The sequence below is a fragment of the Nostoc sp. CmiVER01 genome, assembly GCF_034531135.2.
GTDB lineage: Bacteria > Cyanobacteriota > Cyanobacteriia > Cyanobacteriales > Nostocaceae > Nostoc.
Genome location: NZ_JAVRBU020000033.1, coordinates 11,387 through 37,100, shown reverse-complemented (window position 1 = coordinate 37,100; position 25,714 = coordinate 11,387). Strand labels below are relative to the sequence as shown.

Annotated in this window: 19 protein-coding genes and 1 pseudogene; 11 read left to right on the top strand and 9 right to left on the bottom strand. The window is 38.8% G+C overall.

Going from position 1 to position 25,714, the window contains the following annotated elements; all coding sequences use genetic code 11:
* Nucleotides 1–318 precede the first annotated feature (318 nt).
* Nucleotides 319–510: pseudogene (locus tag RMZ43_RS34445) on the bottom strand (DUF2811 domain-containing protein); the annotation flags it as partial.
* Between the two features lie 488 nt (nt 511–998).
* Here RMZ43_RS34445 and RMZ43_RS34440 point away from each other — a divergent pair.
* The gene (locus RMZ43_RS34440; RefSeq protein ID WP_322653083.1) at nt 999–2,255 is read left to right on the top strand and encodes an MDR family MFS transporter; all 1,257 of its coding nucleotides are present in this window, start codon (nt 999–1,001) and stop codon (nt 2,253–2,255) included.
* A gap of 167 nt (nt 2,256–2,422) precedes the next feature.
* Here RMZ43_RS34440 and hisIE read toward each other — a convergent pair whose 3' ends face one another.
* Nucleotides 2,423–3,073, bottom strand: coding sequence for a bifunctional phosphoribosyl-AMP cyclohydrolase/phosphoribosyl-ATP diphosphatase HisIE (gene hisIE, locus RMZ43_RS34435; RefSeq protein WP_152588002.1), 651 nt, complete (start codon nt 3,071–3,073; stop codon nt 2,423–2,425).
* Between the two features lie 101 nt (nt 3,074–3,174).
* Nucleotides 3,175–3,363, bottom strand: a complete 189-nt coding sequence (locus tag RMZ43_RS34430) for a ChaB family protein (protein WP_100899632.1) — start codon at nt 3,361–3,363, stop codon at nt 3,175–3,177.
* A 105-nt stretch (nt 3,364–3,468) separates the two neighbouring features.
* On the opposite strand from RMZ43_RS34430, the gene hemL reads away from it, so the two are divergent.
* Nucleotides 3,469–4,773, top strand: a complete 1,305-nt coding sequence (hemL, locus tag RMZ43_RS34425) for a glutamate-1-semialdehyde 2,1-aminomutase (protein ID WP_322651578.1) — start codon at nt 3,469–3,471, stop codon at nt 4,771–4,773.
* A 265-nt stretch (nt 4,774–5,038) separates the two neighbouring features.
* Here the strand turns inward: hemL and RMZ43_RS34420 are convergent, their stop codons facing one another.
* A complete protein-coding gene (locus tag RMZ43_RS34420; RefSeq protein ID WP_322653082.1) occupies nt 5,039–5,872 on the bottom strand; it encodes a fasciclin domain-containing protein in 834 nt (277 codons plus the stop codon).
* Nucleotides 5,873–6,597: 725 nt separating this feature from the next.
* Here RMZ43_RS34420 and RMZ43_RS34415 point away from each other — a divergent pair.
* The 5 genes from RMZ43_RS34415 to RMZ43_RS34395 all read left to right on the top strand — a co-directional run bounded on the left by RMZ43_RS34415 (nt 6,598) and on the right by RMZ43_RS34395 (nt 11,566).
* Nucleotides 6,598–7,392, top strand: a complete 795-nt coding sequence (locus tag RMZ43_RS34415; RefSeq protein ID WP_322651580.1) for a glutathione S-transferase family protein — start codon at nt 6,598–6,600, stop codon at nt 7,390–7,392.
* Between the two features lie 125 nt (nt 7,393–7,517).
* A complete protein-coding gene (locus RMZ43_RS34410) occupies nt 7,518–9,245 on the top strand; it encodes an ATP-binding protein (protein ID WP_322653098.1) in 1,728 nt (575 codons plus the stop codon).
* 559 nt (nt 9,246–9,804) lie between these two features.
* Nucleotides 9,805–10,788 carry an RNA polymerase sigma factor, RpoD/SigA family gene (locus RMZ43_RS34405; RefSeq protein WP_190731209.1) on the top strand — a complete coding sequence of 328 codons (984 nt, stop codon included), beginning with the start codon at nt 9,805–9,807 and terminating at the stop codon, nt 10,786–10,788.
* 209 nt (nt 10,789–10,997) lie between these two features.
* A complete protein-coding gene (locus RMZ43_RS34400; protein WP_322651581.1) occupies nt 10,998–11,267 on the top strand; it encodes a type II toxin-antitoxin system ParD family antitoxin in 270 nt (89 codons plus the stop codon).
* Nucleotides 11,264–11,566 (top strand): type II toxin-antitoxin system RelE/ParE family toxin, encoded by a 303-nt coding sequence (locus RMZ43_RS34395; RefSeq protein ID WP_322653081.1) that lies wholly within the window; start codon nt 11,264–11,266, stop codon nt 11,564–11,566. The genes RMZ43_RS34400 and RMZ43_RS34395 overlap by 4 nt, the downstream gene beginning before the upstream one ends.
* Nucleotides 11,567–11,611: 45 nt before the next feature.
* Here the strand turns inward: RMZ43_RS34395 and RMZ43_RS34390 are convergent, their stop codons facing one another.
* Together RMZ43_RS34390 and RMZ43_RS34385 are read right to left on the bottom strand one after the other, a co-directional pair.
* Nucleotides 11,612–13,369 (bottom strand): tetratricopeptide repeat protein, encoded by a 1,758-nt coding sequence (locus RMZ43_RS34390; protein ID WP_322653080.1) that lies wholly within the window; start codon nt 13,367–13,369, stop codon nt 11,612–11,614.
* Nucleotides 13,356–14,651, bottom strand: coding sequence for an ATP-binding protein (locus RMZ43_RS34385; RefSeq protein ID WP_322653079.1), 1,296 nt, complete (start codon nt 14,649–14,651; stop codon nt 13,356–13,358). Before RMZ43_RS34385 ends, RMZ43_RS34390 begins: the two co-directional genes overlap by 14 nt.
* Nucleotides 14,652–15,002: 351 nt before the next feature.
* Here RMZ43_RS34385 and RMZ43_RS34380 point away from each other — a divergent pair, with 351 nt between their 5' ends.
* Together RMZ43_RS34380 and RMZ43_RS34375 are read left to right on the top strand one after the other, a co-directional pair.
* Nucleotides 15,003–15,158, top strand: coding sequence for a hypothetical protein (locus RMZ43_RS34380; RefSeq protein WP_322653078.1), 156 nt, complete (start codon nt 15,003–15,005; stop codon nt 15,156–15,158).
* 242 nt (nt 15,159–15,400) lie between these two features.
* A complete protein-coding gene (locus tag RMZ43_RS34375; protein ID WP_322653077.1) occupies nt 15,401–16,102 on the top strand; it encodes a hypothetical protein in 702 nt (233 codons plus the stop codon).
* Between the two features lie 8 nt (nt 16,103–16,110).
* Here RMZ43_RS34375 and cobO read toward each other — a convergent pair whose 3' ends face one another.
* The 3 genes from cobO to RMZ43_RS34360 all read right to left on the bottom strand — a co-directional run bounded on the left by cobO (nt 16,111) and on the right by RMZ43_RS34360 (nt 19,161).
* Complete coding sequence (gene cobO, locus RMZ43_RS34370; protein WP_322651587.1) at nt 16,111–16,788, bottom strand: cob(I)yrinic acid a,c-diamide adenosyltransferase; 678 nt, start codon at nt 16,786–16,788, stop codon at nt 16,111–16,113.
* Between the two features lie 510 nt (nt 16,789–17,298).
* Nucleotides 17,299–17,754, bottom strand: a complete 456-nt coding sequence (locus RMZ43_RS34365) for a GFA family protein (protein WP_322653076.1) — start codon at nt 17,752–17,754, stop codon at nt 17,299–17,301.
* Between the two features lie 138 nt (nt 17,755–17,892).
* The gene (locus tag RMZ43_RS34360; protein WP_322653075.1) at nt 17,893–19,161 is read right to left on the bottom strand and encodes a plasmid pRiA4b ORF-3 family protein; all 1,269 of its coding nucleotides are present in this window, start codon (nt 19,159–19,161) and stop codon (nt 17,893–17,895) included.
* Between the two features lie 186 nt (nt 19,162–19,347).
* Between RMZ43_RS34360 and RMZ43_RS34355 the strand changes: the two genes are divergently transcribed.
* Both RMZ43_RS34355 and RMZ43_RS34350 read left to right on the top strand, forming a co-directional pair.
* Entirely contained in the window at nt 19,348–19,884 is a 537-nt protein-coding gene (locus RMZ43_RS34355; RefSeq protein ID WP_322653074.1) for a nucleotidyltransferase family protein, read from the top strand.
* A 278-nt stretch (nt 19,885–20,162) separates the two neighbouring features.
* The gene (locus RMZ43_RS34350; protein WP_322653073.1) at nt 20,163–25,613 is read left to right on the top strand and encodes a trifunctional serine/threonine-protein kinase/ATP-binding protein/sensor histidine kinase; all 5,451 of its coding nucleotides are present in this window, start codon (nt 20,163–20,165) and stop codon (nt 25,611–25,613) included.
* The last annotated feature ends 101 nt before the right edge of the window (nt 25,614–25,714 follow it).

The following is a 25,714-nucleotide window of genomic DNA, read 5'->3' as shown; positions in this document are numbered from 1 at the left end:
TCATCTTTGTATTCAAAATAAAACCGTTATGTAACAAGTACTAACGGTCAGCTAAATATATTCAAGTTTTGTTTCAATTCTAAATTTTGCACTATTACCAACTAGTTTTGGCAACAAGAGAAACTAGTGGAATCTCTTTAAATCTACTGTTCTTTTTTGTTGTAATATTACCCCGATATAAGCGATCGCTTTGGATCAAAATCCCATTAATGGGACACGGCAAACCGTGCCCCTATTAAGGCTTCATACCAGTACCTATGGGGTGTCTAGTAAATTAGCTGTTGCGGGTGAGTCGGTACAGGGCATTTGTACTGTGGAGTGGTGGAATAAAGTTTCCAGATAGACTCGAGCAGCACGGCGATCGCTATCTCCATTTTGGAGTAAAAACAATGATAGCGCCGCCGTCAATACTCTGTTTTCATCCCAATCAGGATGGGTTTCTAAGTAGTTTTTTAAGGATTCGTGGAGTGTTTCAGGAATTTCTGTAAAGATGCTAACCGTTGCTTTCATGAGATTTTCCTCCTATGAGGATAATCAAGAGGGACAAGTTGCTTGCGCTGAAGCGGCTTATAGCTACTTCACACGCCCTTTCGCCAGCCCGTCAATCTACGCTTACATCTGGTGGTAATATATTTTACACATTTGATGCCAACGGTTGAACGGATTACAAAAGCAAGCCGAATCATTGTGCGCCAAGAGGGGGTGGGTTTGTCAATGCTGCGAAATGTTAAAAACGAGTGTATAAAAAATAAATGCGAACGCTACAATAGGTATTTGAAGCCATTTTTCGTTACGTAACTTTATAAGAACTCAGTCCTTTAAGTTCCTTACTACTGTTTATCAACAATCCCCAACAGGAGAGTAAGAAGCCCATTAGCTCGTAGAGAACCTGTGGAAAACTGTTAAAATCCCTGTGGAAACCCTGTGGAATGAGTGAGGAAAATAGCAGCCAATGATAAGAATTACAAAAATGTCACGAAGCCATGACATTTAAACTTATGAAATTAGCTTCGCAATCGCAGCTATCATCGTGGCTGCCTTCGATACATCCCCAGGTATGGATTTTTGCAATTGGTAGATTTCTATCGGAAGTTGGTACTGGCTGTACTCTGTTTTACGCCCCGATCTTTTTTGTCAATCAAGTTGGTTTATCTGCAACCAGTGTTGGGGTAGCCTTAGGTAGCGCTTCGATTTCCGGCGTTGTAGGGCGGATTGTAGGTGGTTCATTGGCTGATTCCGAACACTGGGGACGCCGCCGCACTTTATTGCTAGCCACGGCGATTTCTGCGATTGGTTCTCTGGTTTTAGCAGCTACTGATAATTTTACGATTTTGGTAATTGGTAGCTTGATTAGTGGTTTAGGGATAGGTTTCTATTGGCCTGCTGCTGAATCTGTTGTTGCTGACGCTAGCCAGATTGACAATCGCCGGGAAACTTTTGCGATCGCTCGCCTAGCTGATAATCTTGGGTTAGCGATCGGAATTATGCTGGCGGGTTTTTTGATCTCAGTAATTGGGAGTTATCGATGGCTTTTTGTGATTGATGCCATCTCTTTTTTAGTGTTTTTTGGGGTTATCTATGTAGGAATTAGTAAAACTGAACAACAGCAGATAGAAGAATCTGAAAAGACAGAACTTTTTGCTTCTTGGATAGCAGTATTAAAAGATGGCCGTTTCCTAGTTTATATAGCAGTTAATATATTTTTCACAATCTATATTTCTCAAATTCACAGTACTTTGCCGCTTTTCTTCAAAAACTTTGTTATAAAAAGTACTAGCGAAGGATTTGCTCAAACTACGATTAGCGTTTTATTTGCTTGGCATCTGGTGTTTGCCATTATCTGCCAGTTACCTGTAACTAGCATTTTAAAACGCTGCTCACACACACTCGCGCTTACTGTTTCTGCCATTTTTTGGGCAATTGGTTTTGGCCTGATTTGGGTAAGCGGCATTGCCCCATCTGACAATCTGGTTTGGGCAATACTGGCATTAGGAGTATTTGCTGTAGCGATTGTCTCCTATACCCCATCTGCTGCCTCTTTAGTAACTGAGTTAGCCCCGGAAAATCAACGCGGAGTTTATTTTTCTATCAATGCTTTGTGCTGGGCTGTTGGCTCATTTATTGGTCATCCCTTGGGTGGATGGGCATTAGATCAACCAGAAATTATTACCAAGAGTTACTGGCTATGCTTCATCTTGAGTGTAGCGATCGCTGTGGCAATTTTACAGTATCTCAATCGAATTTTGTCTGAGTAGAGGCGCTTATTTAGGCAGGGGAGCAGGTAGCAGAGAGCAGAGGAGAAAGAATACTGGAATTTTCCTGCAAAAAGGGTTTCATCTCAAGTCCGGTTAATCTATGATTACCGCATCTCTGCAAAAATCAAAAAAGCCTCTTTCCTCCTGCTCCCTGCCCCCTTTCCTTCTCATTGACGACGTTCTTGCAACTTGCGATATACAGATTTTAAATCAACTTGATGGTGAGCTAAGGCGACCAAAGTATGATACAGCAAATCAGCCACTTCACCTGCGATCGCATCTGCTTCATCATCCTTAAAAGCCATTACCACCTCGGCGGTTTCCTCACCAATCTTTTTCAATATTTTGTTATCACCACCTGCGAATAGTTTACAGGTGTAAGAGCTTTCTGTCGGATTATCGCGGCGATCGCATATTATTTGAAACAATTGCGACAATGTATCTCCTGGTGGTGGGGCAATTTTTCCTTCTATTTGGTGAAAGCAACTGCGTTCTCCAGTGTGGCAGGCAATATCTCCTAATTGCTCTACCCCGATGAGCAGCGCATCACTATCACAGTCATAACGGATACTTTGCACTTTTTGAATATGCCCAGAAGTCGCCCCCTTATGCCACAATTCTTGCCGGGAACGACTCCAAAACCAAGTTTCTTCAGTTTCTAAAGTTTTTTGTAACGACTCCTGATTCATCCACGCCATCATCAGGACAGTACCATCCAAATAATCTTGAACAATTGCAGGTACTAGACCCCGTTCATCGTAGCGAATTTCCTCAACAGGGATAGCGTTATGCAGAGAGTGCGAATCGTTAGAAGACATACCAGCTAGTTTGCTCTAATGAGAATAATTCATGGATTCACGATACCATTCTCAATAGGGCAACTGGCATGTTTTTTTGAATTGAACTATTTTATCTAGCTCTAAACAAGAACATTCCGTTCCATAGCAGACTGCATCTTTACAGCACTCAAAGCGACTTTGTGAGCTTTTGAGGCTTCACCATACCAATGGATCGCCGAATTAAAAGCTGCTCGGTAAAGATCCTGGTATGCTTCAGATAATCGAGTTTGAATATCTAGAGGTAAATCTTTATTCGAGTTGTATAACATATTATTATTTTTTGGTTCAGCTATGTATATAGGATAGAAATTCTGAGTAGTTTTTGAAACTATCCTAAGATAGAGCTTTTTATTGCCCACTGTTAGGAGAGAACCTTGGTAAATACCACAATTAAAACAACAAAATCACAAGAAATCTTCGCTGCTGCTCAAAACCTCATGCCCGGAGGAGTCAGTTCTCCGGTTCGTGCCTTTAAGTCTGTGGGCGGACAACCCATCGTTTTTGATCGTGTTAAAGGCGCATATATTTGGGATGTAGATGGCAACCAATATATAGATTATGTAGGTACTTGGGGGCCAGCGATTTGCGGTCATGCTCATCCAGAAGTAATTGCAGCTTTGCATGAAGCTTTAGAAAAAGGCACGAGTTTCGGCGCTCCCTCAGTCCTAGAAAATGTTTTGGCAGAAATGGTTATCGATGCCGTTCCTAGCATCGAAATGGTTAGATTTGTTAACTCTGGAACTGAAGCCTGCATGGGAGTTTTGCGACTTATGCGGGCTTTCACAAAAAGAGACAAAATCATCAAGTTTGAAGGCTGCTATCACGGACATGCCGATACGTTTCTAGTAAAGGCGGGTTCTGGTGTTGCTACACTTGGCTTGCCAGACTCCCCAGGAGTTCCAAAATCGGCAACTAGCACCACTCTCACTGCGCCTTTTAATGACTTAGAATCCGTCAAAGCCTTGTTTAAAGAAAACCGTGACGAGATTGCTGGTGTAATTCTTGAGCCAGTTGTCGGTAATGCTGGATTTATTGCACCTGACGCTGGCTTCCTAGAAGGATTACGAGAACTGACTCACGAACATGGAGCATTATTGGTATTTGACGAAGTGATGACAGGCTTCCGTATTGCTTACGGTGGCGCTCAGGAAAAATTTGGTGTTACTCCCGACTTAACGACTTTGGGTAAAGTAATTGGTGGTGGGTTGCCAGTAGGAGCTTATGGCGGTCGCCGAGATATTATGTCAATGGTTGCCCCCGCCGGCCCCGTATATCAAGCTGGCACTCTTTCTGGTAATCCTTTGGCGATGACTGCTGGTATTAAGACTTTAGAATTGCTGCAAAAGCCAGGTACTTACGAGTATCTTGAGCGGATTACTAAGAAGTTAGCAGATGGTTTACTGCAAATTGCCAAAGAAACTGGTCATGCGGCTTGCGGTGGTCAAATCAGCGCCATGTTTGGCTTATTCTTTACCTCTGGCCCAGTTCATAACTACGAAGATGCCAAAAACTCTGATACAGCCAAATTTGGACGTTTCCATCGGGGGATGTTAGAGCGTGGTGTTTACTTAGCACCTTCTCAATTTGAAGCTGGGTTTACATCTTTTGCTCACACTGAAGAAGACATTGAGCAGACTTTAGCAGTTGCACGGGATGTAATGTCTAGCCTTGCGAACTAAAGGTGCGTAGTCTGTCAGTTTTGTAATTGAGGGGTAAATAAGTTTGTAGTAAAGATTTTAGTCCTTGTTTTTTAAGCACTAAAGTGCTTACTACAAACCCTCAAAACTCGCTTGACAGACTACCAATGGTCTGTACCATAAGTTCTGATTATTAGTTTATTTGTTACCAAAACCCTGTAGAGACGCGAAATTTCGCGTCTCTACAATCCCGCAAAATTAATGGGACAGACCACTAATCTGCTCTAGTTGTACTGATATCTCAAAACTACAAGTCAGGAGGCAAAATTACCTGATCGATTGCGTGGATTACACCATTAGTGCCTGTGATATCTGCCTGTGTCACTTTAGCATCATTGACAGTTACACCGGTGGTAGGATCAACTTTAACGTTGATTGCGCCACCTTCAAGGCTTTTAACTTCACCAGATTTCAAATCGGTGGACAATACCTTACCAGGTACTACATGGTAAGTTAAAATCTTGATCAATACTTCTTTGTTAGCTGGTTTTAACAATTCTTGCAAAGCATCTTGTGGCAACTTAGCAAAAGCTGCATCAGTAGGCGCAAAAATGGTAAAGTTATCTTTGCCTTGCAAAGTTCCAGTCAACCCTGCTGCTTTCAAAGCCTTAGTTAAGGTTGTAAAGGAAGCGTTTGACTCTGCCAAACCTAACAAGTTTTTACCTTGATTGCCGCTTGCTCCTGGTGCTGATGGAGTTGGAGCAGGTGTTTGAGAGGGTTGAGTTCCTGGGGTAGGAGGTAGGGGGCGGGGTGGAACTTCACCAGGTGTAACACTACCACCACCACGATTATAGGGTGGCTCGTTAAAAATACTTGGTTTAGGATTTGTTACACTACCTTTCTGTGCTACTTGCTTACGTTTGGTATTGCCCTTTTCTATTTCGGAAGCAGCTTCAACAGGTGTGTATTGAGTGTTGACTTGAAGACGTTGACCCTTGTTATAGGGAGCTTCATTAAAAATACTGGGGTTAGGATTTAGTGCTTCTTTAGCTTCAGATGGTAAAGTAATAACCAGGCTGAAACTACTAAATCCTGCTATACCTGCCAACGCGATCAGCAATTTGCTGTAATTTATCTTCATAAATTTTGTTTGTTTTTTTGTTCACACATTACATAAAGATTTATAACATTTTGCTATACACAAAATCTAACCTAAGAGCGAAGAAAAATTTTGTCTCAGAAGAGTTTGTGCCGATCAGGTAAAATATCAAACTCGGCTTGCGCTAAGAATTATGAAATATATTTAGCATATATTTTATATGATGAGTATATTTTTTCCCTTATATCAAAAAGAGTTAAAAAGCCTCCTAGCTGTAGAGTGAACTTTCAGAAAGTATGAAAATCTCACATCTACAAGGTATGAGTTAAAATAAGTTAGCACCAGTGTTTTTATTTAATTAAAAGTAAAATTATATACAATTACACGCAAGAAAATAGGTGATTAAAAAGTACTGAACCCCATAAGTAATAAGGGGATATCTCTGAATTAAACATTGATTATTCAACAAAAGCACAGAAATTAATTACCTAGATATCTAACTTAGTCTAAACAGTGGCAAAAATTAAAGTAACTGCTGAAGACCTACAACTGAGCGGTTAAATTTATCTATGTATGCTAAATTTAATTATTTAATATTTTAATCAGAAAATAATGCTTTTTAATTCGATGATTTTGCTAAAAATCAGGCATAAGTTCAACCAAAATCTCAATTAGATAGCCAAAAAGTAAATAATGTAAAGAAAAATTACTTTAACTAAAGATACAATTGTAAAGTTAAGAAGTTGACCAGTTATAAGGTATACAACATGCTGGAATTATACCAATGGGAACTATCTCAATACTCAGAGAAAGTGCGCCTAATTCTAGATTTTAAAGGACTAGATTACCGCAAAATAGAGGTTACGCCTGGGATTGGACAGGTAGAACTATTCCGGCTGACTGGTCAGAAACAAGTCCCGGTATTAAAGGATCGTAATAGATATATTGCGGATTCTACGGAAATAGCTAAGTATTTAGACTTAGAGTATCCCGATCGCCCAATAATACCGCAAGATCCCAAAAAACGGGGTTTAACTTTATTAATAGAAGAATGGGCGGATGAGTCTATAGGCATCAAAGGTCGTAAAGCACTATTTGCAGCCATAAGTCAAGACCAAAATTTCCGCAAGTCTTTATTACCTACCTCAACACCAGATATATTTAAAAGTCTGGTTGAAGGAGTACCCACTGACTTCCTGTCAGTATTGGGTTTTGGGGTAGGTTATAGTCCAGATGTGATAAAGTCAGCGATCGCATCTTTAAAACAAGACTTGGAAGCGCTAACGTTATTATTGGCAGATAGTCCTTATTTAACAGGAGATGAGCCGACTTTAGCTGACTTGGCAGTAGCTGGTTTATCAATATTGCTCAAGTTCCCCCCTGGCCCCTATCTGGATTTACCAGCTTCTATTAGAGGTAAAGGATTACCAATCTTTTCCGAGAATATAGATTATGAACCATTCTTTACCTGGCGCGATCGCCTTTACGCCCAATTCCGCAAACCATTAATCAGTACCACTCCACCAACGGGAAGTGCGCCAACTTCGATTCAGATTGACTAGGTAATGGGCATTGGGGAGGCAGTGCGGTCTTGGGGTCTCCCCAAGTGGAGCAACTGCCGTCATTGGGCATTGGGCATGGGGGAAAATAACTAATGACTAATGACAAATGACAAATGACTAATCAGATGAATTCAGCACAGCCATTAGGTTCGGTCATTCAAGGTTCTCTAACTGAAGGCTTAGAAGTACGATTGCATCCTGACATTTCTGTAGAAGATATGCGGGTGGGTAAATTTCTTGTTGTGCAAGGGATGCGATCGCGCTTTTTTTGTATGCTGACAGATGTAGCATTGGGGGCTGCTAATGCCCGAATTATTGCTAATCCCCCTAATTGGGAAGACACCTTTTTACGAGATGTTTTAGCCGGAAGTGGTACTTATGGTACTATCAACCTCGCACCGATGTTGATGTTCACTCCCGAATCGGAAGAATCTTTCTCTCCAACAAATGGCACGACAAATCCCTTTCTCCCATCGGTGACAGGTTTGGCTTCATTTGTGCCACAAACCAGCACTACAATGGAATTGTTGCCTGTTAAAACTATTCCTAGCCACTTTAGCCAAGTTTACGATGCAAGTGTTGACGATTTTCGCCGGGTGTTTGGTTGGGAAGATGACCCCCAAAGGCGTAATTTTTCCATCGGTAAACCTTTAGATATGGATGTGCCCGTTTGCATCGATTTAAACCGCTTCGTGGAACGGAGTAATGGGGTTTTTGGAAAATCTGGTACTGGTAAATCCTTCCTAACACGGTTACTTTTAGCTGGCGTTATCCGTAAAAGTGCAGCAGTAAACTTGATTTTTGATATGCACTCTGAGTATGGCTGGGAAGCCGTCGCAGAAGGGAAGAACGTAAATACAGTTAAAGGTTTAAAACAATTATTTCCTAGCAAGGTAGAAGTTTACACCCTCGACCCAGAATCGACAAAGCGCCGGGGTGTGCGTGATGCTCAAGAACTCTATTTGAGTTATGAGCAAATTGAAGTTGAAGATATTAAGTTATGTAGCCGAGATTTAGGACTCTCTGACGCAGCTTTGGATAATGCCAATATTCTGTATAGCGAGTTTGGCAAGTCTTGGATTGTCCAGTTGCTGAACATGACTAACGAAGAAATCGAGATGTTCTGCGAGGAGAAGCGCGGACACAAAGGCTCGATTATGGCATTGCAGCGCAAACTCTTGCGGATGGATAGCTTGAAGTATATGCGAGCAGTTTGCCCCCAAAATTACATTAGTAAAATTGTTCAGTGTCTGGAAGCTGGGAAGAATGTTGTGATAGAATTTGGTTCCCAGTCTAATATGCTCTCTTATATGTTGGTGACGAATATGATCACCCGACGTATCCACGAGCATTACGTCAAAAAGGCAGATAAATTCCTGCAAAGCAAGAACCCGAACGATCGCCCCACGCCATTGATGATTACTATTGAAGAGGCGCACCGTTTCCTTGACCCGGCTATCGTACAAAGTACTATCTTTGGGACTATCGCTAGGGAACTGCGAAAGTATTTCGTCACACTTTTGGTAGTTGATCAACGTCCATCGGGTATTGATAATGAAGTCATGTCCCAGATTGGGACTCGGATTACCGCTTTGCTTAATGATGAAAAAGACATTGACGCGATTTTTACGGGTGTATCTGGTGGTGGCGGACTGCGATCGGTATTGGCAAAGTTAGACTCTAAGCAACAAGCTTTAATTTTGGGTCATGCTGTTCCTATGCCAGTAGTAGTACGTACCCGTCCTTACGACGCAACTTTTTACGAAGAAATTGGTGAACCAGCCTGGGAAGAAAAACCTGACGCAGAAGTATTTGCTGCTGCTGAACTAGCCAAGGCTGACCTGGGATTCTAGATAGTCATTGGTCATTTGTTATTTTCCCAATGCCCTATGTCCAATGCCCCATGCCCAATTCGTAACATCCCTCCATTATCGCAAGAAATTAAGTTCGGTTATCCGGCTAGTTTTGGGCAACAGAAGAGAGGTTTTTAGCGTCACTATAGATATAGTCAGTAATTTCAAGGAAGTTTATTTTTTTTTGGCAAATCGGCAATTTTGAATTATAATTAAAGATTTTATCTTAAAATACTTTACTATTTGCCTGATTTATCGTACTATAAAGTAAATGGAACTCATACCGACTTCGGATTTCCAGTTGCTATTAGCAACTGCCTAAAAGAAGAATTCTCCAAAACAACCAACGTGCTTATATAGAAATTGAAAATTTAAGAGATTGAAAATTTAGGGAAGGTAGGGAAACCTATCATTGGGAGTTTACGTCTCAACAACGGCTAGGTCAATTGATAATTCCTTTTGATAGCTCCCGATATTTCGTGATAGATGTACTACCTTTCTCCATCGATTTTAGTAAGAAAAAATACATTGTGTTTACGGAGTAGAGGATAACACATCAATGCCTACTGTCAACACCCAAACGGAAAACCTCAATACCAAATTTACGGCTGATATGGTGCGAACCTATCTGCGAGAAATTGGTCGTGTACCACTGCTAACCCGTGAACAAGAGATTGTATATGGGAAGCAGGTGCAACAAATGATGAAGTTCATTGACGCTAAAGAAGCTTTGGCGAAGAAACTGCACCGCGAACCGGATATGTCAGAATGGGCTGACCACGTTCAACAATCGGAAACCGAGATCCAACAAACGGTGGCGCAAGGTAAGCGGGCGAAGCAAAAAATGATCGAAGCGAATTTGCGCTTGGTTGTTGCTATTGCTAAAAAGTACCAAAAGCGGAATATGGAGTTTCTGGATTTAATCCAGGAAGGAACACTAGGATTAGAGAGAGGTGTAGAGAAATTTGACCCAATGAGGGGTTATAAGTTCTCAACTTACGCTTACTGGTGGATTCGCCAAGCAATTACCCGTGCGATCGCTCAACAAGGTCGTACCATCCGCTTACCAATCCACATTACCGAAAAACTGAATAAAATCAAGAAAGTGCAGCGCGAATTAGCTCAAACTTTGGGGCGATCGCCTACTCCAGCCGAAATTGCCAAAGAACTGGAAATAGAACCTGCTCAGATCCGCGAGTACCTGAACATGGCGCGTCAACCAGTCTCTTTGGATGTTAAAGTTGGCGATAACCAGGATACTGAGTTGCAAGAAATGCTCGAAGATGATGGCCCATCACCAGAGTATTACACCAACCAGGAATTCTTACGCCAAGACTTGAACAACCTGCTAGCAGAACTAACCCCGCAACAGCGACAAGTTTTAGCCCTGCGCTTTGGTTTAGAAGATGGTAACGAAATGTCATTGGCGAAAGTGGGTGAGAGATTGAATCTCAGCCGTGAACGCGTCCGTCAGTTAGAGCATCAAGCTTTGGCTCATCTGCGTCGCCGTCGTGCCAATGTTAAAGAATACGTTGCTAGTTAAAATGAGAGACGCGAAATGCCGCGTCTTTCCACCACCTTGGTGATGCGCCTCCTGAATTCAGGGGGCTATTTTTTTATGCTGATAACCCAATTACACTAGGTCGAATGCGATCGCATTGTCACCGGATGTAAGCCCATCATTAAATTACCAAAATCCGGCAAGACTCTAAAATAGGAGCATAAAGGCACATACTATGGTAAATAGTATATATGAATATTTCCTTTACTCCAGAATTAGAGCAATTTATCCAAAGTCAAGTTGCCAGTGGTAAGTATGCCTCCACAGAGGAAGTGATTGTTGCGGGTATTAAACTGCTGGAGGAAACTGAATCTATTTATAAGGGTAGATTTGATGAATTGCGACGAGAAATCATGGTTGGGGTAGAAGCTTCGGAACGTGGGGAAGTTATTGACGGAGAAACGGTTTTTCATCAACTAGAACAGAAGCTACAGCAGCGTCGTCAGCAGACTGGTGAATGAGCAATATTTGTAGATTTACTGCTCCTGCAAGTCGGGATATTGAAAGCATTATTGATTATGTTGCTGACAACAGTAGTTTTGATGCTGCGGAGCGTTTGCTCAAGAAAATTAACGAAAAGTGCAGTAATTTAGCAAATTTTCCTAATATGGGACGCAAGCGTAATGAACTTTTACCTTTGTTACGTAGCTTTCCTGTAGATGATTATCTAATTTTCTATCGTGCGATCGCAGGCGGGATTGAAATTTTACGGATAGTTAGCGGTTATCGAAATTTAGATGCACTTTTTGATGAGGAGTAACAACACGCTGCAAAATCTAAACCTACTCAAAATTATAAATATCCTTTAAGCGCGATCGCGCAATAATTTCAAATTTTCACGGATAGTAATTGTGTTGGGATGATTTACCCCTAAACTCAGTTCAGCAATTTGCAAAGCCTTTTGATACAGTGGTTCTGCTTCCAAGTACCGTCCTTGGGAGTCGTAGAGTCCCGCTAGGTTGTTGAGGCTTTGGGCAACATCTGGATGTTCATCTCCGAGCAGTTGACGCCTGAGTGCTAAAGCTTGGATGAAAAGGGGTTCGGCTTCGCTGTATCTGCCTTGGGAGTCGTAGAAATACGCTAGGTTGTTGAGGCTAGTGGCGACATCTGGATGTTCATCTCCGAGCAGTTGACGCAAAAGTGCCAAAGCTTGGATGTAAAGGAGTTCGGCTTCGCTGTATCTGCCTTGGGAATTATAGAGAGAAGCTAGGTTGTTGAGGCTAGTGGCGACAGATGGATGTTCATCTCCGAGCAGTTGACGCAAAAGTGCCAATGCTCGGATGTAAAGGGGTTCGGCTTCGCTGTCTCTGCCTTGGGAGGCGTAGAGTAACGCTAGGTTGTTGAGGCTAGTAGCGACAGATGGATGTTCATCTCCGAGCAGTTGACGCCTGAGTGCCAAAGCTTGGATGTAAAGGAGTTCGGCTTCGCTGTATCTGCCTTGGGAATCATAGAGAGAAGCTAGGTTGTTGAGGCTAGTGGCGACATCTGGATGTTCATCTCCGAGCAGTTGACGCAAAAGTGCCAAAACTTGGATGTAAAGGGGTTCGGCTTCGCTGTATCTGCCTTGGGAGGCGTAGAGTAACGCTAGGTTGTTGAGGCTAGTGGCGACATCTGGATGTTCATCTCCAAGCAGTTGACGTCTGAGTGCCAAAGCTTGGATGAAAAGGGGTTCGGCTTCGTTGTATCTGCCTTGGGATTCGTAGAGGGAAGCCAGGTTATTGTAACTAGTGGCAACATCTTCCTCTAACCCTAATTCTTTTTGCAATTCCAGCGCTTTATAAATATACTTAATTGCTAAATCTAATTCTTGTTGATAGTCCTGGGCTTCACCTCTATTTAATCTTTGTTTGTAAATATTCGTCAATGTAACATACAAACTTGCTAATTTCGCGTCTTTAATTTCGCTTTGCTGTTCTATTTGCTGAATTAATCTTTGTAAATCTTCAATTGGTAAAAAATAGTCATTATCACTATTAAAATTTTCTAACTCCGTACTTGTTAACGCAAAACGTATCGCCTCAACCTCTTTCGCAGAAATCACATTTTTAGCATGGGAAACAAACCGAAATACTCCATTACGCCAACTCCAAAAATCCGGCGCTTTTTTCATTAAATTAATCATCACTTGATGCGTTACCCACAGGACGATCGCAAAGGGAAATTTCCCCAAACCTTCCCTTGTCCACTGCAAATAACCAAAGAACTTTTCTTGTGGTGATTGTTCTTCCCCCAGCCTAAGAAAAAGCAACTTTTCTGCACCCGTAACAGTTATCACTGCTGGTTGAAAATGTTGTAGACATTCTTCCTTTTCTAAGAGTTGTTGAATAGCGGCTTTTAAATTAGGTTCTTTTTCGTCTATTGTAACAGTATAAGTACAAAAATGAGGTTTTAATTCTGTTTCATAGCGGTCAATTATTTGATTCCGAAAATCAGCATTATCACAAACACCAATAAGTAAATTAAATTTACCTTCTCCCGCTTCAATGGAGACAATTAAATCATCAAAAGCATCTTGATTTTTTTGATCGGGGTTAATATTTTTATTGTGATTATTGACTGTCATCAATTAACCCCTCCTCACGCAACAATTCAACAATAATAGGATGAACATCATACCAATTTTGACGATTGCGATATTCAAGTACATAAAGCCCATGTAATAAATCGAGAAATTCTTGCTGTTTCGGGTCTTCTGGCTTGAAATTATTATAAGTTGTTTGCAAGATTCGGTAATCTACACTACCTAAAGGCATAGCAAAATCATTGCGGATATTATTAATTGCTTGCTCTAAAATTTCATCATTAATTATTACTGTATCTTCTGGCTTCCGGCGAATTAACCGCAGACAAATCCGACAACATTCATTAGAAATGCGAATTAATTCCCGCAACACGCCACCACTATTTAAAACTATTTTTTCTGCTGTTGATGATTCGAGTAAATTATTTGAGATTCGTTTAGTCAATATTTCACAAAGAATATTCAAAGTTTTTGGAAATGGTGTAGCATTTGCTAAATGACTCTCTCCTTTTTTAAATAACTTTAAAACAGGCATTGCCACAACTTGATCGTTAGTTTCGTTTTCAATAGTTGGTTTGAGTTCTTTTTCTCTCAAAGCCGCAATCGGGATAGTATAAATAATCCGAAATCCAGGTAAGCAAAGGGCTTTAATATTATCTTTAAACAGATTATTGACTACTGCTAAATCAAGTTTATCTAAATCATCAAGAATTACTAATATTTGTTTTTTGGTAACTGCTTGAATTGCTGCGGCGATAATATTTAATTGAGCGATTAACTCAGAAATTTTACGCTCAAATTCTTGTTTTAGTTCATAACGTATTTTTGAGTCAACTTTTAATTTTACACTAAATATTTTCAAGATATTAAAATCTTTAGAAGCTTCCCTTTCAATATTGGTTTCTTCCGTGCGGACGCGGGTAGCAAACCATTTATCAATGGCATTTTTAGTAGAAGCAGGAATATCAATTTGACGCGCCTCTGCTTCCAGCATTAAATTAACAGCAATAGAAAATAGGACATTAATATGGTTTACGTCAGACATTTCTATAGTGTCAGCAATAGAAAATAAAACAACAAAATATTTATCTTCTATTCTCCGGCTAAATTCCGCTAACAAAGTAGACTTACCACATCCCCGATGCCCCGTGAAAACAACCTTACCATCTGAATTAGGACTATCTTCAATCAACTGTATCAATTCATCAATGGTATCTTCGCCATACTCTACCCGAAACCTTCGTAAATCATTCTCTTCAATTAAGGGTAACAGTTCCAAATTACGATAAGCTTGTTGAAACGACTTGAGTAAATCTTCAGTCATAGAATAGGGTAAATATAATTAACCTCCACCACAGTTAATTATCACCCATTTCCCCACAGATGGAAATCCAAACTGATCGTTTCTGGATAGAGGGATAATTTTATCCAAACCCCCACAACATATCAAAATTGCAACTTAATTTGGTCACAATATTTACACCATTGCAACCCTTTTTCAATCTGACGCACTTTTACGTCTAGGCGCAGTCTTTCTCAATCTACGTAACTACCTGCAAGTGCCAGAATTACTTTGACTGTAGGACTATTACTTATAATCGAGTAAAAAAGTTATCATCAAAAGTCAGTACTCAGCTAAGGGGCAATCCTTTTCTATGAAAGCGACAAGGGAGCGATGCCTACGGCGGGCTACGCCTACGCAGAAATTGGCTATACTTGGGAAAATATCATAGCAGCAAGGGCTAAACTTGCTGAAAGACCGATGAAATCAGCATTTTTATTACCTGAAAAATCTCAAAGGCAAGATGTTAAAAAATTAAATGTTAATTGAGAACCTTTAATTTGTGATTAACCTCACCCAATGGGATGAATCTATTGGATGAAGAATAAATACTCTAAGTGATGGTAATCTAAGGTTGTTGAGCTTTTTTAACTAAAAACTTTAGTTTTTGACAGTTTTCTTTTTTGGACAATAGTAATATAAGTTGTAAACAAGGTCTTTGATAATTAAGACTTAGTGATAATGTAAGTAAATTATAAAAAATTAGTTCGTTTTTTAACAGGAGAAGTAGGGTGCTTAATAACCTTCATCAGTTCTTATCTCCCCGTCAATGGGGAATTTCCCTCGCAGGCTTAGGCTTACTTCTCGGTTTGGGCTTTATAGCCAAGCAGACTCAAGTAGTACCATTTACAAATTCTTCATTATCATCAGCTCAAATTCAGAAAACCAGCGAAAACTCTCTTTTGTCTCAGCTAAGAAGATTTCAAGAGCAGAGAAGTAAACTCAATGCGGCTTCTGGAGATAGAGGGTTTTTTGGCCATAAGAGCGGAAAAACATTACCTACAACCACAGCGTTGGTTCCAAATTCTCAAGGAGCTACAAAAGACGCGGGAGTTTTACCAAAAGCGGATTTTCCTGTAAAAGATGGGATTTACCTCTATGGTCAATCCCCAAAATCAAACCAGCTTGGTCAAGGTTACATCATATTTCAAAAGCAGCAGAATAAGGTAACGGGTGCATTGTTTATGCCCCACTCAGAGTTTAATTGTTTTCAGGGTACACTCAACCCATCAGGAGAATTGGCGATGACGGTTAATAGTTCGTCAAATGAAGCCAGTACTACTCAGTCGAATCAGGTAGCTTCAAGCAATCGACTGCCTCAAGTGAGTGAAGATGAGTTCAGCAGTTATCCTTACTCGCTGGCTCTGCAAGACTTTTATCATTTAAGTTCTATCACTGCTAGCGATCGCCGCACATTGCAAATGTGTAAGTAATCTTCAATTTAATACTCAATTCCTGGTTGCGCCTTAACACCTTGATCGCGGAAAGGGTGCTTAATTAGGGTCATTTCAGTTACGAGGTCAGCACGCTCTATTATTGCAGCCGGTGCGCCTCTACCTGTAAGAATAACGTGTTTATCAGCTGGTTTTTGCGCCAAACCTGCTAAAACATCGTCTACTTCTAAGTAAGACATTTTAAGCGCAATATTGATTTCATCTAACAACACCATGTGGAAGTCTGGGTTGCGAATATATTCTAATGATTTTTGCCAAGCGGCGCTAGCTTTATCGAGATCGCGATCGCGGTCTTGAGTTTCCCAGGTAAAGCCTTCGCCCATTGCGTGAAATTCTAACTGATCTTCCCAATTACTGAAAACCCTTTTTTCTGAAGGTTCCCAGCTACCTTTAATAAATTGGATGATCGCTACTTTATACCCGTGACCTAGCGATCGTAACACCATCCCTAAAGCCGCAGTGGTTTTACCTTTACCATTACCAGTATTTACAATAATTAATCCTTTTTCAGGTACAGCTTGTGCTATGCGTTTATCCTGCACTTCTTTGCGTCGCTGCATCTTTTTGCGGTACTGTTCATCAGTCAGAGACGAAGACATGACTTCATCAATCAAGCGTCCAATCTCTTTGTCTGGGTTTAATTCTTCTGGTGTATCGTTTTTCATCAATTTTATGTGCAAATAACTGTTAAAAGTTTCGAGAATAGAGCAAAATCGTCTTAGAGGTTGTTTGAAAAGTTTTAGGCGAATAGAATTCGCTACTACACAAACTAAGCCCACTCTCGTGAACTAAGAGAAAATCAATGATTTTAACCCACGGAGGTGGGTTTTGACTGTGTAGCCGCACCTGTGCCCGGTGAGTAATAAATTAGACTTATCCAATTTTACTTGAATCACTTGATGGGAAATGTCCAGTAAGTTTTCATGTGAAATGTTAATAGTGTGTTAGATCTATTAACATGATTCGTAGAGGAGTATAGGAATACATATCATATACAAGATGAACTTATAATTTTAGTTTACTATTACTGTTTTAAAAAAATTTAATATGTTCATTAAAGTACTTTACCAGTAAAATTTATCATTATCACCTTTGGTAAAGTCATTAATTAGACTACTAACTAAGGGCATTGGTTTAAGTGTCGGGTATATTTTCTAAAATCGAGAATTGTGCATTTATGGATGTTGTTGTTTCCATTTTTCCCATAAAGGCTGTGTGTCCTCTGGTTGCCCGTCATAGTTGAGCAATTGGTCTGAAATTATCACCCATGACTGGGCGCTGCGTGTCCAAATATTGCCCACCGGGCGTAACCAACTTGTATCATCTAAAGTTCCAGCTTTGACATTGATAGTATTTGTATTGTAAGTCCGTTCATGGAACAATCGCGTTCCGCAGTCGCCACAGAACAGGTTCTTTACTTCACGTCCACTATCATTTTTCCGAGTCCAAGCTTTCGGTTTACCCTGAACAATCATAACTGCATCTCGTAGTACTGTAAGAGACATACCAAAGGCACTAGACGATTGTTTTTGACACTCCTTGCAGTGACATAGGTAAAGAGTTAACGGTTGGGCGTGAATTTCATAACGAATCTGTCCACATTGACAACCTCCAGTATATGGAAGACTCACAGGTTTTATCTCCTTACAATTTGTGTAGCTTCATTGAAACTAAAGCTATCTTAATCTTAAAGCTGGTTGTAACAGATACAAACAAAAAACACAGTTACAAAGTGACATTTTCATTCTCCGCGTCTCTCTAAAGCCCACTCAATCTTCATATTGATCTGATTCATCATCCTCACTCCAATATTGTTGAGGTGCATTTCCATGAACTTCTAAAATCTTTGGCTTTTTGATTTTATTGTCAGGCTGATTAATTGCTTCTAACTGCACATCAAATTTCCAGTTATCACCAAAATCATAAAGATAGGTCATTTTAGCACCTGGTTCTAGAGATAAATCACCAATCTGCATTTGGTCAGCAAACGGAGGTGTTTCAATGTAGGGATGACCTATTTTAATTGCACGACCAAAACGATCTTTATAACTAAACTCATATAAATGGTCGTAATCAAAATCAAAAGCATCAAGAATTGTTTCCGCTAGCCAGCTTAATGTTTTTTTTGCTGGTATAGCAATACGTCTCCAAGCCTGAGAAATAGACACTTTAAAAATATAAATTCCATCGGTGAATCCTTGCTGTGGAACAAATAAGTTATGCTCCCATTCTGGAAAAAATGGTTGTAAATGTGACTGCAATTTTCCAAAATTCACATTTACATCATCCTGTAATTCTCCTCGTATACCTAATGGAAATAATAATTGTAACAGAGCATCGCCAAAGGGTAAGCGTTGTAAACTGGTAATACGCCACCCCTTACCTTCTTGCGGTTTTCCTTGCTTGATAGATAACAATCCAAATAATTCTAACAGAGCAACGTTATGCAAACCAGGGTAATAACTAATATTCTGTTGATCTTCATATTTAGGAAATTTTAACCCTTTATCTGGGACACGGGGCCAAAGTTGAATACATCTAAATAAATTCCCGAATGAGTCTTGATGCTCACCCAAAATTTCGTTATTTCCCCAAATCAACCAGGCTTCTAATAAGTTGAAATAGCGTTCTGTTAGGTTAAGATTTGACCATGATTCCAACGTAGCTGTGTCTAATACTAAAATTTGTTTCTTACCTTGGGATCTAATTTGAGCTATCCCAGAACTGCGTAATAACAGATATAGTCCATTAATGTAGGGGTATGATTTCTGGACAGGACGTTTAAGTTTAGTTTCGATTGAGTGACTTAACCGAGAGTTAACTTCTGATAATACTTTCAGTGGTAAAAGGTTATTAATACTACTAACTTCCACTCCATTTGGTTGCAAGAAATCTATCAGGATTTGAAAGTCATGCAGAATCGTACCAGGTTGATTTTCATCAATGTTGAGTTCTTGTAGAAGTTGTTGTTGTAACTCTGTTAGGGAAGGCAGTTCAGGATTGAATGTGCGTTCTAGCCGCGCAAATAAATCTTCCATAAATAAAAGTTATAAATTCACAATTTAACCTTCCGTAAAATCCTATTCTCTATACTATGACTTCAGCAGTTACCCTAATAAACCTTGACCTGCCAAGTATCAGAGTATGTCCATTAAGACCGTAAGCTTAATGAGATATGAATAATAATATTTTCACCTTCTAGTTGATCATCCCAGGAATTTGATATGAATAGTAACACTCGTCTACAGATGATTTTAAATGATACACCTATTGATACAGTATTAAGAGCGATCGCTCAACTAAATTTACCTAACTGGTGGTTAGCCGGGGGTGCAGTCCGAAACACCGTTTGGTCTTCAATTTTTGGCAATGAGTGTAAATTAAATATTAAAGATTTTGATATTGCATTCTTTGATATAGAGGGAAACCGTTCTCAAGAACTAGCAGCAAAGGCAACTCTCACAGAACAATTTCCTCAAGAACAGTTTGATGTAAAAAATCAAGCTAGTTTTGCTCGTTGGCGGCTTGGTCGCAGACCCTACACCAGTACGGAGGATGGCATTACAGATTGGCTGCATACTGCTACTGCTGTAGGAGTGCGACTAGATGCACAAGGGCAATGGCAATTTTTTACTCCCTATGGGTTAGATGACCTGTTTGATGGCATTATTCGACCTACACCAGCACATACTCATAACCTAGATGCCCACAATAAGGCAACTACATTCTTGCAAAAGTGTCCTTATCTGCGGTTAGCGTAAAAGTTACAGTCGGGTTGTAGCCACGGGTTTCCGTTACAAGGGAAATCAGCTTTTTAATTTACAACCCTTGGGTATGGAATTTCATGTTAATAATTTTATTCCACTGGGAATAATTAAGCTAGAACCCCTTTTACAACAAGCCTAGTATAGGTCGGCGGAAATAAACCTACCATTTTATTACATCCAGAAAGCCCAAAGTTAAAATATGCGTGACTTTTGACTTTCGCCTTGCGGTACTAGGGGTAATACTAATTTTGTAAATTGATAGTTAAAAATAAATGCCAAATCGTACTGGATATAAAATCAACTCGACTATCCATGAAGGAATCCAAACAATTATTTATCATACACAAAGGCCAAAGACGCAACAGCAAGTTATTCTGAAGCTACTGAAAAATGAATATCCTACTCTTGAAGCCTTTACTCGTATTAAAAATGAGTATCAGATTCAACAAGGTTTAGACCATCCCAACATAGTTAAAGCTATCAGTTTGGAAACCTTTGGAAATCGTGTGGGACTTTTGTTAGAAGACTTTGGTGGACAGTCTTTAGCTCAACATTTACAGACAGAAAAGCTTAATTTAATCAATTATTTAAAAATAGCTATTCAATTGACAAAAGCTCTAGTTTATTTACATAAAAACCAGATTATTCATAAAGATATCAAACCTAGTAACATTATCATTAACTCCCAAACAGGTATTGTTAAACTCACTGACTTTGGTATAGCCTCCCGCCTCAATAAAGAAAATCCTCAGTTTACTAACCCGAACTGTGTTGAAGGCACACTTGCCTATATGTCTCCTGAACAAACTGGGAGAATGAATCGCACTCTTGATTATCGTACTGACTTTTATTCTCTTGGTGTGACTTTGTATGAAATGCTCACTAGTAAAGTGCCATTTTTTAGCCAAGATACCCTAGAAATAGTTTATAGTCACATTGCTGTTGAACCAATTAACCCGCAGTTATTAAACCCAAAAATTCCTGCCGCACTCTCAGAAATTGTCATGAAGCTAATGGCAAAAAATGCGGAAGATCGATATCAAAGTGCTACAGGATTGTTAGCAGACTTAGACTTATGTCTCAACCAGTTAGAAACTAAGGGTACAATTACTGATTTTATCCCAGGTCATTTAGATGTCTTAAGCCAGTTATTAATTCCTCAAAAATTATATGGACGTGAAGAACAAGTTAATGAACTATTAGCTGCATTTGAGCGTATTACACTTGGAACTAGTGAGATGATGCTAGTTTCTGGTTATTCTGGCATTGGCAAATCAGTTTTAGTTAACGAAGTTAATAAACCTATTACTCACAGACAAGGTTACTTTATTTCGGGTAAGTTTGACCAGTTAAAGCGAAATATACCTTATGCTTCTTTAATTCAAGCTTTCGCTTATTTGATGCGATACTTACTGACAGAAAATAATGAAAAAATAGAAACATGGCGTAAGAAAATATTATCAGCTTTAGGAGCAAATGGAAAAGTCATTACTGACGTAATTCCCGAAGTAGAATTAATCATTGGTACACAGCCTGAAATTGCCCAAATTGGTGGAACAGAGTCACAAAATCGTTTTAACCGTGTTTTTAAAGAATTTATCCAAGTTTTTACTCAAAAAGAACACCCATTGGTCATCTTTTTAGATGATTTACAATGGGCGGATTCAGCCACATTAAATTTAATTCAACTAGTCATAACTGACATAGACAGCAAGCATTTATTATTTATTGGGGCATATAGAGATAATGAAGTTAGTTCAGCACATCCTTTAATCCAAAAAATAGAAGAAATTAAAAATAGTGGCACTATTGTCAATAATGTTGTATTACAACCTTTGAATTCAGAGAATGTAACTCAGTTGCTTACAGAAACTCTACAAAAAACAGAAACCAATCCTAATAACAAAAAGGGGCTATTTGATAATCAACTTATCCAATTAGCTGAATTAATTTCTAATAAAACAGGCGGCAACCCATTTTTTATAACACAACTAATTCAAGCACTTCATCAAGAACATCTTTTAACATTTGATTTCATTAATGCTAAATGGCAATGGAGCCTAGAAAATATCCAATCAATTGGAATTACTGATAAAAATGTTGTTGAACTGGTTGCAAGCCGAGTTCAAAGCCTACCGAAGTTCACTCAAGATGTTTTAAAACTAGCAGCTTGTGTGGGTGACAGATTTAGTCTAGATATTTTATCGATAGTCAATGAAAAATCAGCTTCTTTGACAGCAAATGATTTACACTCGGCTTTGCAAGCGGGATTAATCCTACCTTTAAGTGAAGCTTATCGCATTCCTTTAGTTTTTAATCAAGAAGAAGCAACTAATTTAAATTTCGATTCTTCACGGGTAGGTTATAAGTTCTTGCATGATAGAGTACAACAAGCAGTTTATTCCTTGATTCCAGAAGAAATAAAAAAATCTACTCATCTAAAGATTGGGCAATTGCTCCTACAAAATATACCAGAGGAGGAAATAGAAGCTAATATTTTTGATATTGTCAATCAGTTGAATGTAGGTATTGTTAACCTGATAGAGCAATTTGAGAAAACTGAATTGGCACGATTGAATTTAATTGCAGGACGAAAAGCTAAAGCTTCTACAGCTTACGAAGCTGCTCTTAAATACTTCACAAATGGGATAGAACTTTTAAATATAGATGCTTGTGAAACTGAATATGGCTTAACTATAGGTTTATATGAAGGAGCCGCAGAAGCAGCCTATCTGGGCGGTAATTTTGAGCAGATGCAGCAATGGGCTGATGTAGTGCAGCAAAAAGCCAAAAACCTTTTAGATAAAGTGAAAGTCTATGAAATACAGATTATCGCTTCTATTATTCAAAGCAAACAACTAGAAGCTATCAAAATAGCAGTATCAACTCTGCAATTATTAGGAATAAGTTTTCCAGATGAACCGACATCAATTGATATTCAGCAGGGGATAGATGAAATCGCTGTTTCTTTGAAAGGGAAAGCGATGTCTAATTACAAGCCACTAAATGTCTATGCAGATTTAATTAACTTACCATTAATGACTGATCCTAACAAGATTGCAGCTATGAGAATCTTAATGGGAGTTCTCCCTGCGGCTTTTCAAACTGCTCCTGCAATGATGCCAATTATTGTCTGTAAAATGGTCAACTTGTCCTTAAACTATGGCAATACGGCTGTATCTGCCTATGGTTATAGCCTTTATGGATTACTGCTTTGTGGAGTTCAAGGAGAAATAGATTCTGGCTATGAATTTGGGAAATTGGCTTCAAGGTTAGTGTCACAATTTAATTCTCAAGAACTCAAAGCTAAGATTTTAACAGTTGTTAGCGCTCATGTTATGCATTGGAAAGAGCATGTTAAAGAAACATTAACATCAGCAATGGCAGGATATTCTAGTGGTTTAGAAACTGGAGATTTAGAATATGCTGGCTATTGTTGTTACATTTATCCTTATCATTCATTTTGGTTGGGTAAGGAACTTTGGGTTTTAGAAAAAGAACTGATAGCTTATTGTGACTCGCTGAAAAAAATTAAGCAACAAGTAGCTTTAACTTGGAATTTAGTATATTTACAAACTGTTTTGAACTTGAAAGGAAGTTTTGAAAATGTGGACTGTTTAATTGGAGAAGCTTACGACGAACAAAGTATGCTCCCAATTCATCAGCAAGTAAATGATCTTTACACAATTAACCATTTATTTGTTAATAAACTAATGCTCTCTTACTTATTTGGAGAGTATTCTAAAGCTGTAGAAAATGCTGCGATCGCAGAAAATTCTTTAGGTGGTGTTACAGGGTTATTTGTTGTTCCACTGTTCTATTTCTACGATTCTTTAGCCCACTTGGCTACATATCATACTGCTAAAGAGTCAGAGAAGCAAGCTATTCTAAAAAAAGTTCAAGATAATCAGCAAAAAATGGAACTCTGGGCTACTCATGCTCCCACGAATCACTTACATAGATTTTATTTAGTGGAAGCAGAACGGTATCAAATTTTGGGTCAAAAACTTGAAGCAATGGACTATTATGAGAACTCTATTGCCAAATCTCAAGAAAATGGTTTTCTCCAAGAAGAAGCTTTAGCTTATGAGTTAGCAGGAAAATTTTATCAGTCTCTAGGTAAAGAGTTAATCCATCAAACTTATATAACTAAAGCCTATTATGCCTATATTCGTTGGGGTGCGATCGCGAAAGTTAAACATTTAGAATCAAAGTATACTTTTTTAGTAGGACAAACTACTACTATAGAAACTACTACTTCAAAAATAGATACAATTCACCTTACCACTACCACCACTACTAATAGCAGTTTAAGCGATTTTTTAGACTTTAATGCATTCATAAAGTTTTCCCAAGCGATTACCAATGAAATTGTTTTGGAAACTTTATTAAGCAAGCTAATCAAAATTCTGCTAGAAAATGCTGCCGCTCATAAAGCAGTACTGCTCCTACTTAAAGATAATCAACTATATATCGAAGCTTCTGGAAATACTGCTGACGATGTAGTGACAGTTTTATGCTCTATTCCTGTTGAAAACTATCAGGATTTACCCCTATCTGTAATTAATTACGTGTTTCGCACTCAGCAATATCTTGTATTAAATAATGCAATAATTACAGAACCTTTTAACTTCGATATTTATATTCAGGAATCTCAAACAAAATCAATCTTTTGCTTGCCTATTATTTACCAATCACAGCTTACGGGTATTATCTATTTAGAAAATAAATTATCTTTAGGAGCTTTCCTTCCAGAAAGGATAGAGGTGTTAAAAGTTTTAGTTTCTCAAATGGCTATTGCTATCGAAAATGCCCGCTTGTATACAAGAGAGCAAGATAAATCTAGAGAATTACAACACTCAATAAAAAATTTACAAGAGGCACAGCTACAACTTATCCAAAGTGAGAAAATGTCTTCTCTGGGAAATTTAGTTGCAGGTGTAGCACACGAAATAAATAACCCAGTCGGTTTTATTACAGGTAGTATCGCCCAAGCAAAAGATAGTATAAGTGATTTAATAGAATATCTGCAACTGTACCGAAAAGAATTCCCTAATCCAGGTGCTGAAATTGAAGAAAAAGCCGAAGAGATAGATATAGATTTCCTGCTAGAAGATTTACCCAAAATGATTGATGGTATGACAGTAGGGACACAGCGCATTCGTAACATTAGTACTTCTCTCCGTACTTTTTCACGCGCTGATACTTCTTCTAAAGTATTAGCTAATATCCATGAAGGTATTGATAGTACTTTGTTAATTTTACAGCATCGTCTGAAAGCTGATCATAATCGTCCAGCCATTCAAATCGTCAAGCAGTATGGAAATATTCCATTAGTGAAATGCTATTTAGGACAATTGAATCAGGTGTTTATGAATATTATGGCAAATGCAATTGATGCTTTAGAAGAAGCAAATATTGGTCGTAGTTTCATGGACATTCAAGAAAATTATCCTAACGTTATTACTATCTTAACTAAGGCTAAAGAAGATAATAAGCTGGTAATTAAGATTCAAGATAATGCAAAAGGAATGACAGAAGAAGTTAAAGCCTGTATTTTTGAAAATCTATTTACTACTAAATCTGTAGGAAAAGGTACAGGATTAGGATTATCTATTAGTCGTCAAATTATAGTAGAAAATCATGGTGGAAGTTTAATTTGTGAATCAGTCTTGGGACAAGGAACAGAATTTATAATTTCTATTCCTATATCTGGAGAATAAGCTCTCACTGTAGTACAATTTCTAGGTTAGTTTTGAGAGTCTTTAGTAAGCACTTTAGTAGCTTATGATATCAGGACTAAAGTCCTTACTATGAACTTGCT

Excerpts from the sequence above, each read along its gene's own strand:
- cobO (WP_322651587.1), bottom strand. The coding sequence starts at position 16,788 with ATGAAAAACGATACACCAGAAGAATTAAACCCAGACAAAGAGATTGGA.
- RMZ43_RS34440 (WP_322653083.1), top strand. The coding sequence starts at position 999 with ATGAAATTAGCTTCGCAATCGCAGCTATCATCGTGGCTGCCTTCGATA.
- RMZ43_RS34350 (WP_322653073.1), top strand. The coding sequence starts at position 20,163 with ATGCCAAATCGTACTGGATATAAAATCAACTCGACTATCCATGAAGGA.
- RMZ43_RS34405 (WP_190731209.1), top strand. The coding sequence starts at position 9,805 with ATGCCTACTGTCAACACCCAAACGGAAAACCTCAATACCAAATTTACG.
- RMZ43_RS34415 (WP_322651580.1), top strand. The coding sequence starts at position 6,598 with ATGCTGGAATTATACCAATGGGAACTATCTCAATACTCAGAGAAAGTG.
- RMZ43_RS34355 (WP_322653074.1), top strand. The coding sequence starts at position 19,348 with ATGAATAGTAACACTCGTCTACAGATGATTTTAAATGATACACCTATT.
- RMZ43_RS34400 (WP_322651581.1), top strand. The coding sequence starts at position 10,998 with ATGAATATTTCCTTTACTCCAGAATTAGAGCAATTTATCCAAAGTCAA.
- RMZ43_RS34395 (WP_322653081.1), top strand. The coding sequence starts at position 11,264 with ATGAGCAATATTTGTAGATTTACTGCTCCTGCAAGTCGGGATATTGAA.
- RMZ43_RS34360 (WP_322653075.1), bottom strand. The coding sequence starts at position 19,161 with ATGGAAGATTTATTTGCGCGGCTAGAACGCACATTCAATCCTGAACTG.
- RMZ43_RS34390 (WP_322653080.1), bottom strand. The coding sequence starts at position 13,369 with ATGACAGTCAATAATCACAATAAAAATATTAACCCCGATCAAAAAAAT.
- hisIE (WP_152588002.1), bottom strand. The coding sequence starts at position 3,073 with ATGTCTTCTAACGATTCGCACTCTCTGCATAACGCTATCCCTGTTGAG.
- RMZ43_RS34380 (WP_322653078.1), top strand. The coding sequence starts at position 15,003 with ATGCCTACGGCGGGCTACGCCTACGCAGAAATTGGCTATACTTGGGAA.
- RMZ43_RS34420 (WP_322653082.1), bottom strand. The coding sequence starts at position 5,872 with ATGAAGATAAATTACAGCAAATTGCTGATCGCGTTGGCAGGTATAGCA.
- RMZ43_RS34410 (WP_322653098.1), top strand. The coding sequence starts at position 7,518 with ATGAATTCAGCACAGCCATTAGGTTCGGTCATTCAAGGTTCTCTAACT.
- RMZ43_RS34385 (WP_322653079.1), bottom strand. The coding sequence starts at position 14,651 with ATGACTGAAGATTTACTCAAGTCGTTTCAACAAGCTTATCGTAATTTG.
- RMZ43_RS34430 (WP_100899632.1), bottom strand. The coding sequence starts at position 3,363 with ATGTTATACAACTCGAATAAAGATTTACCTCTAGATATTCAAACTCGA.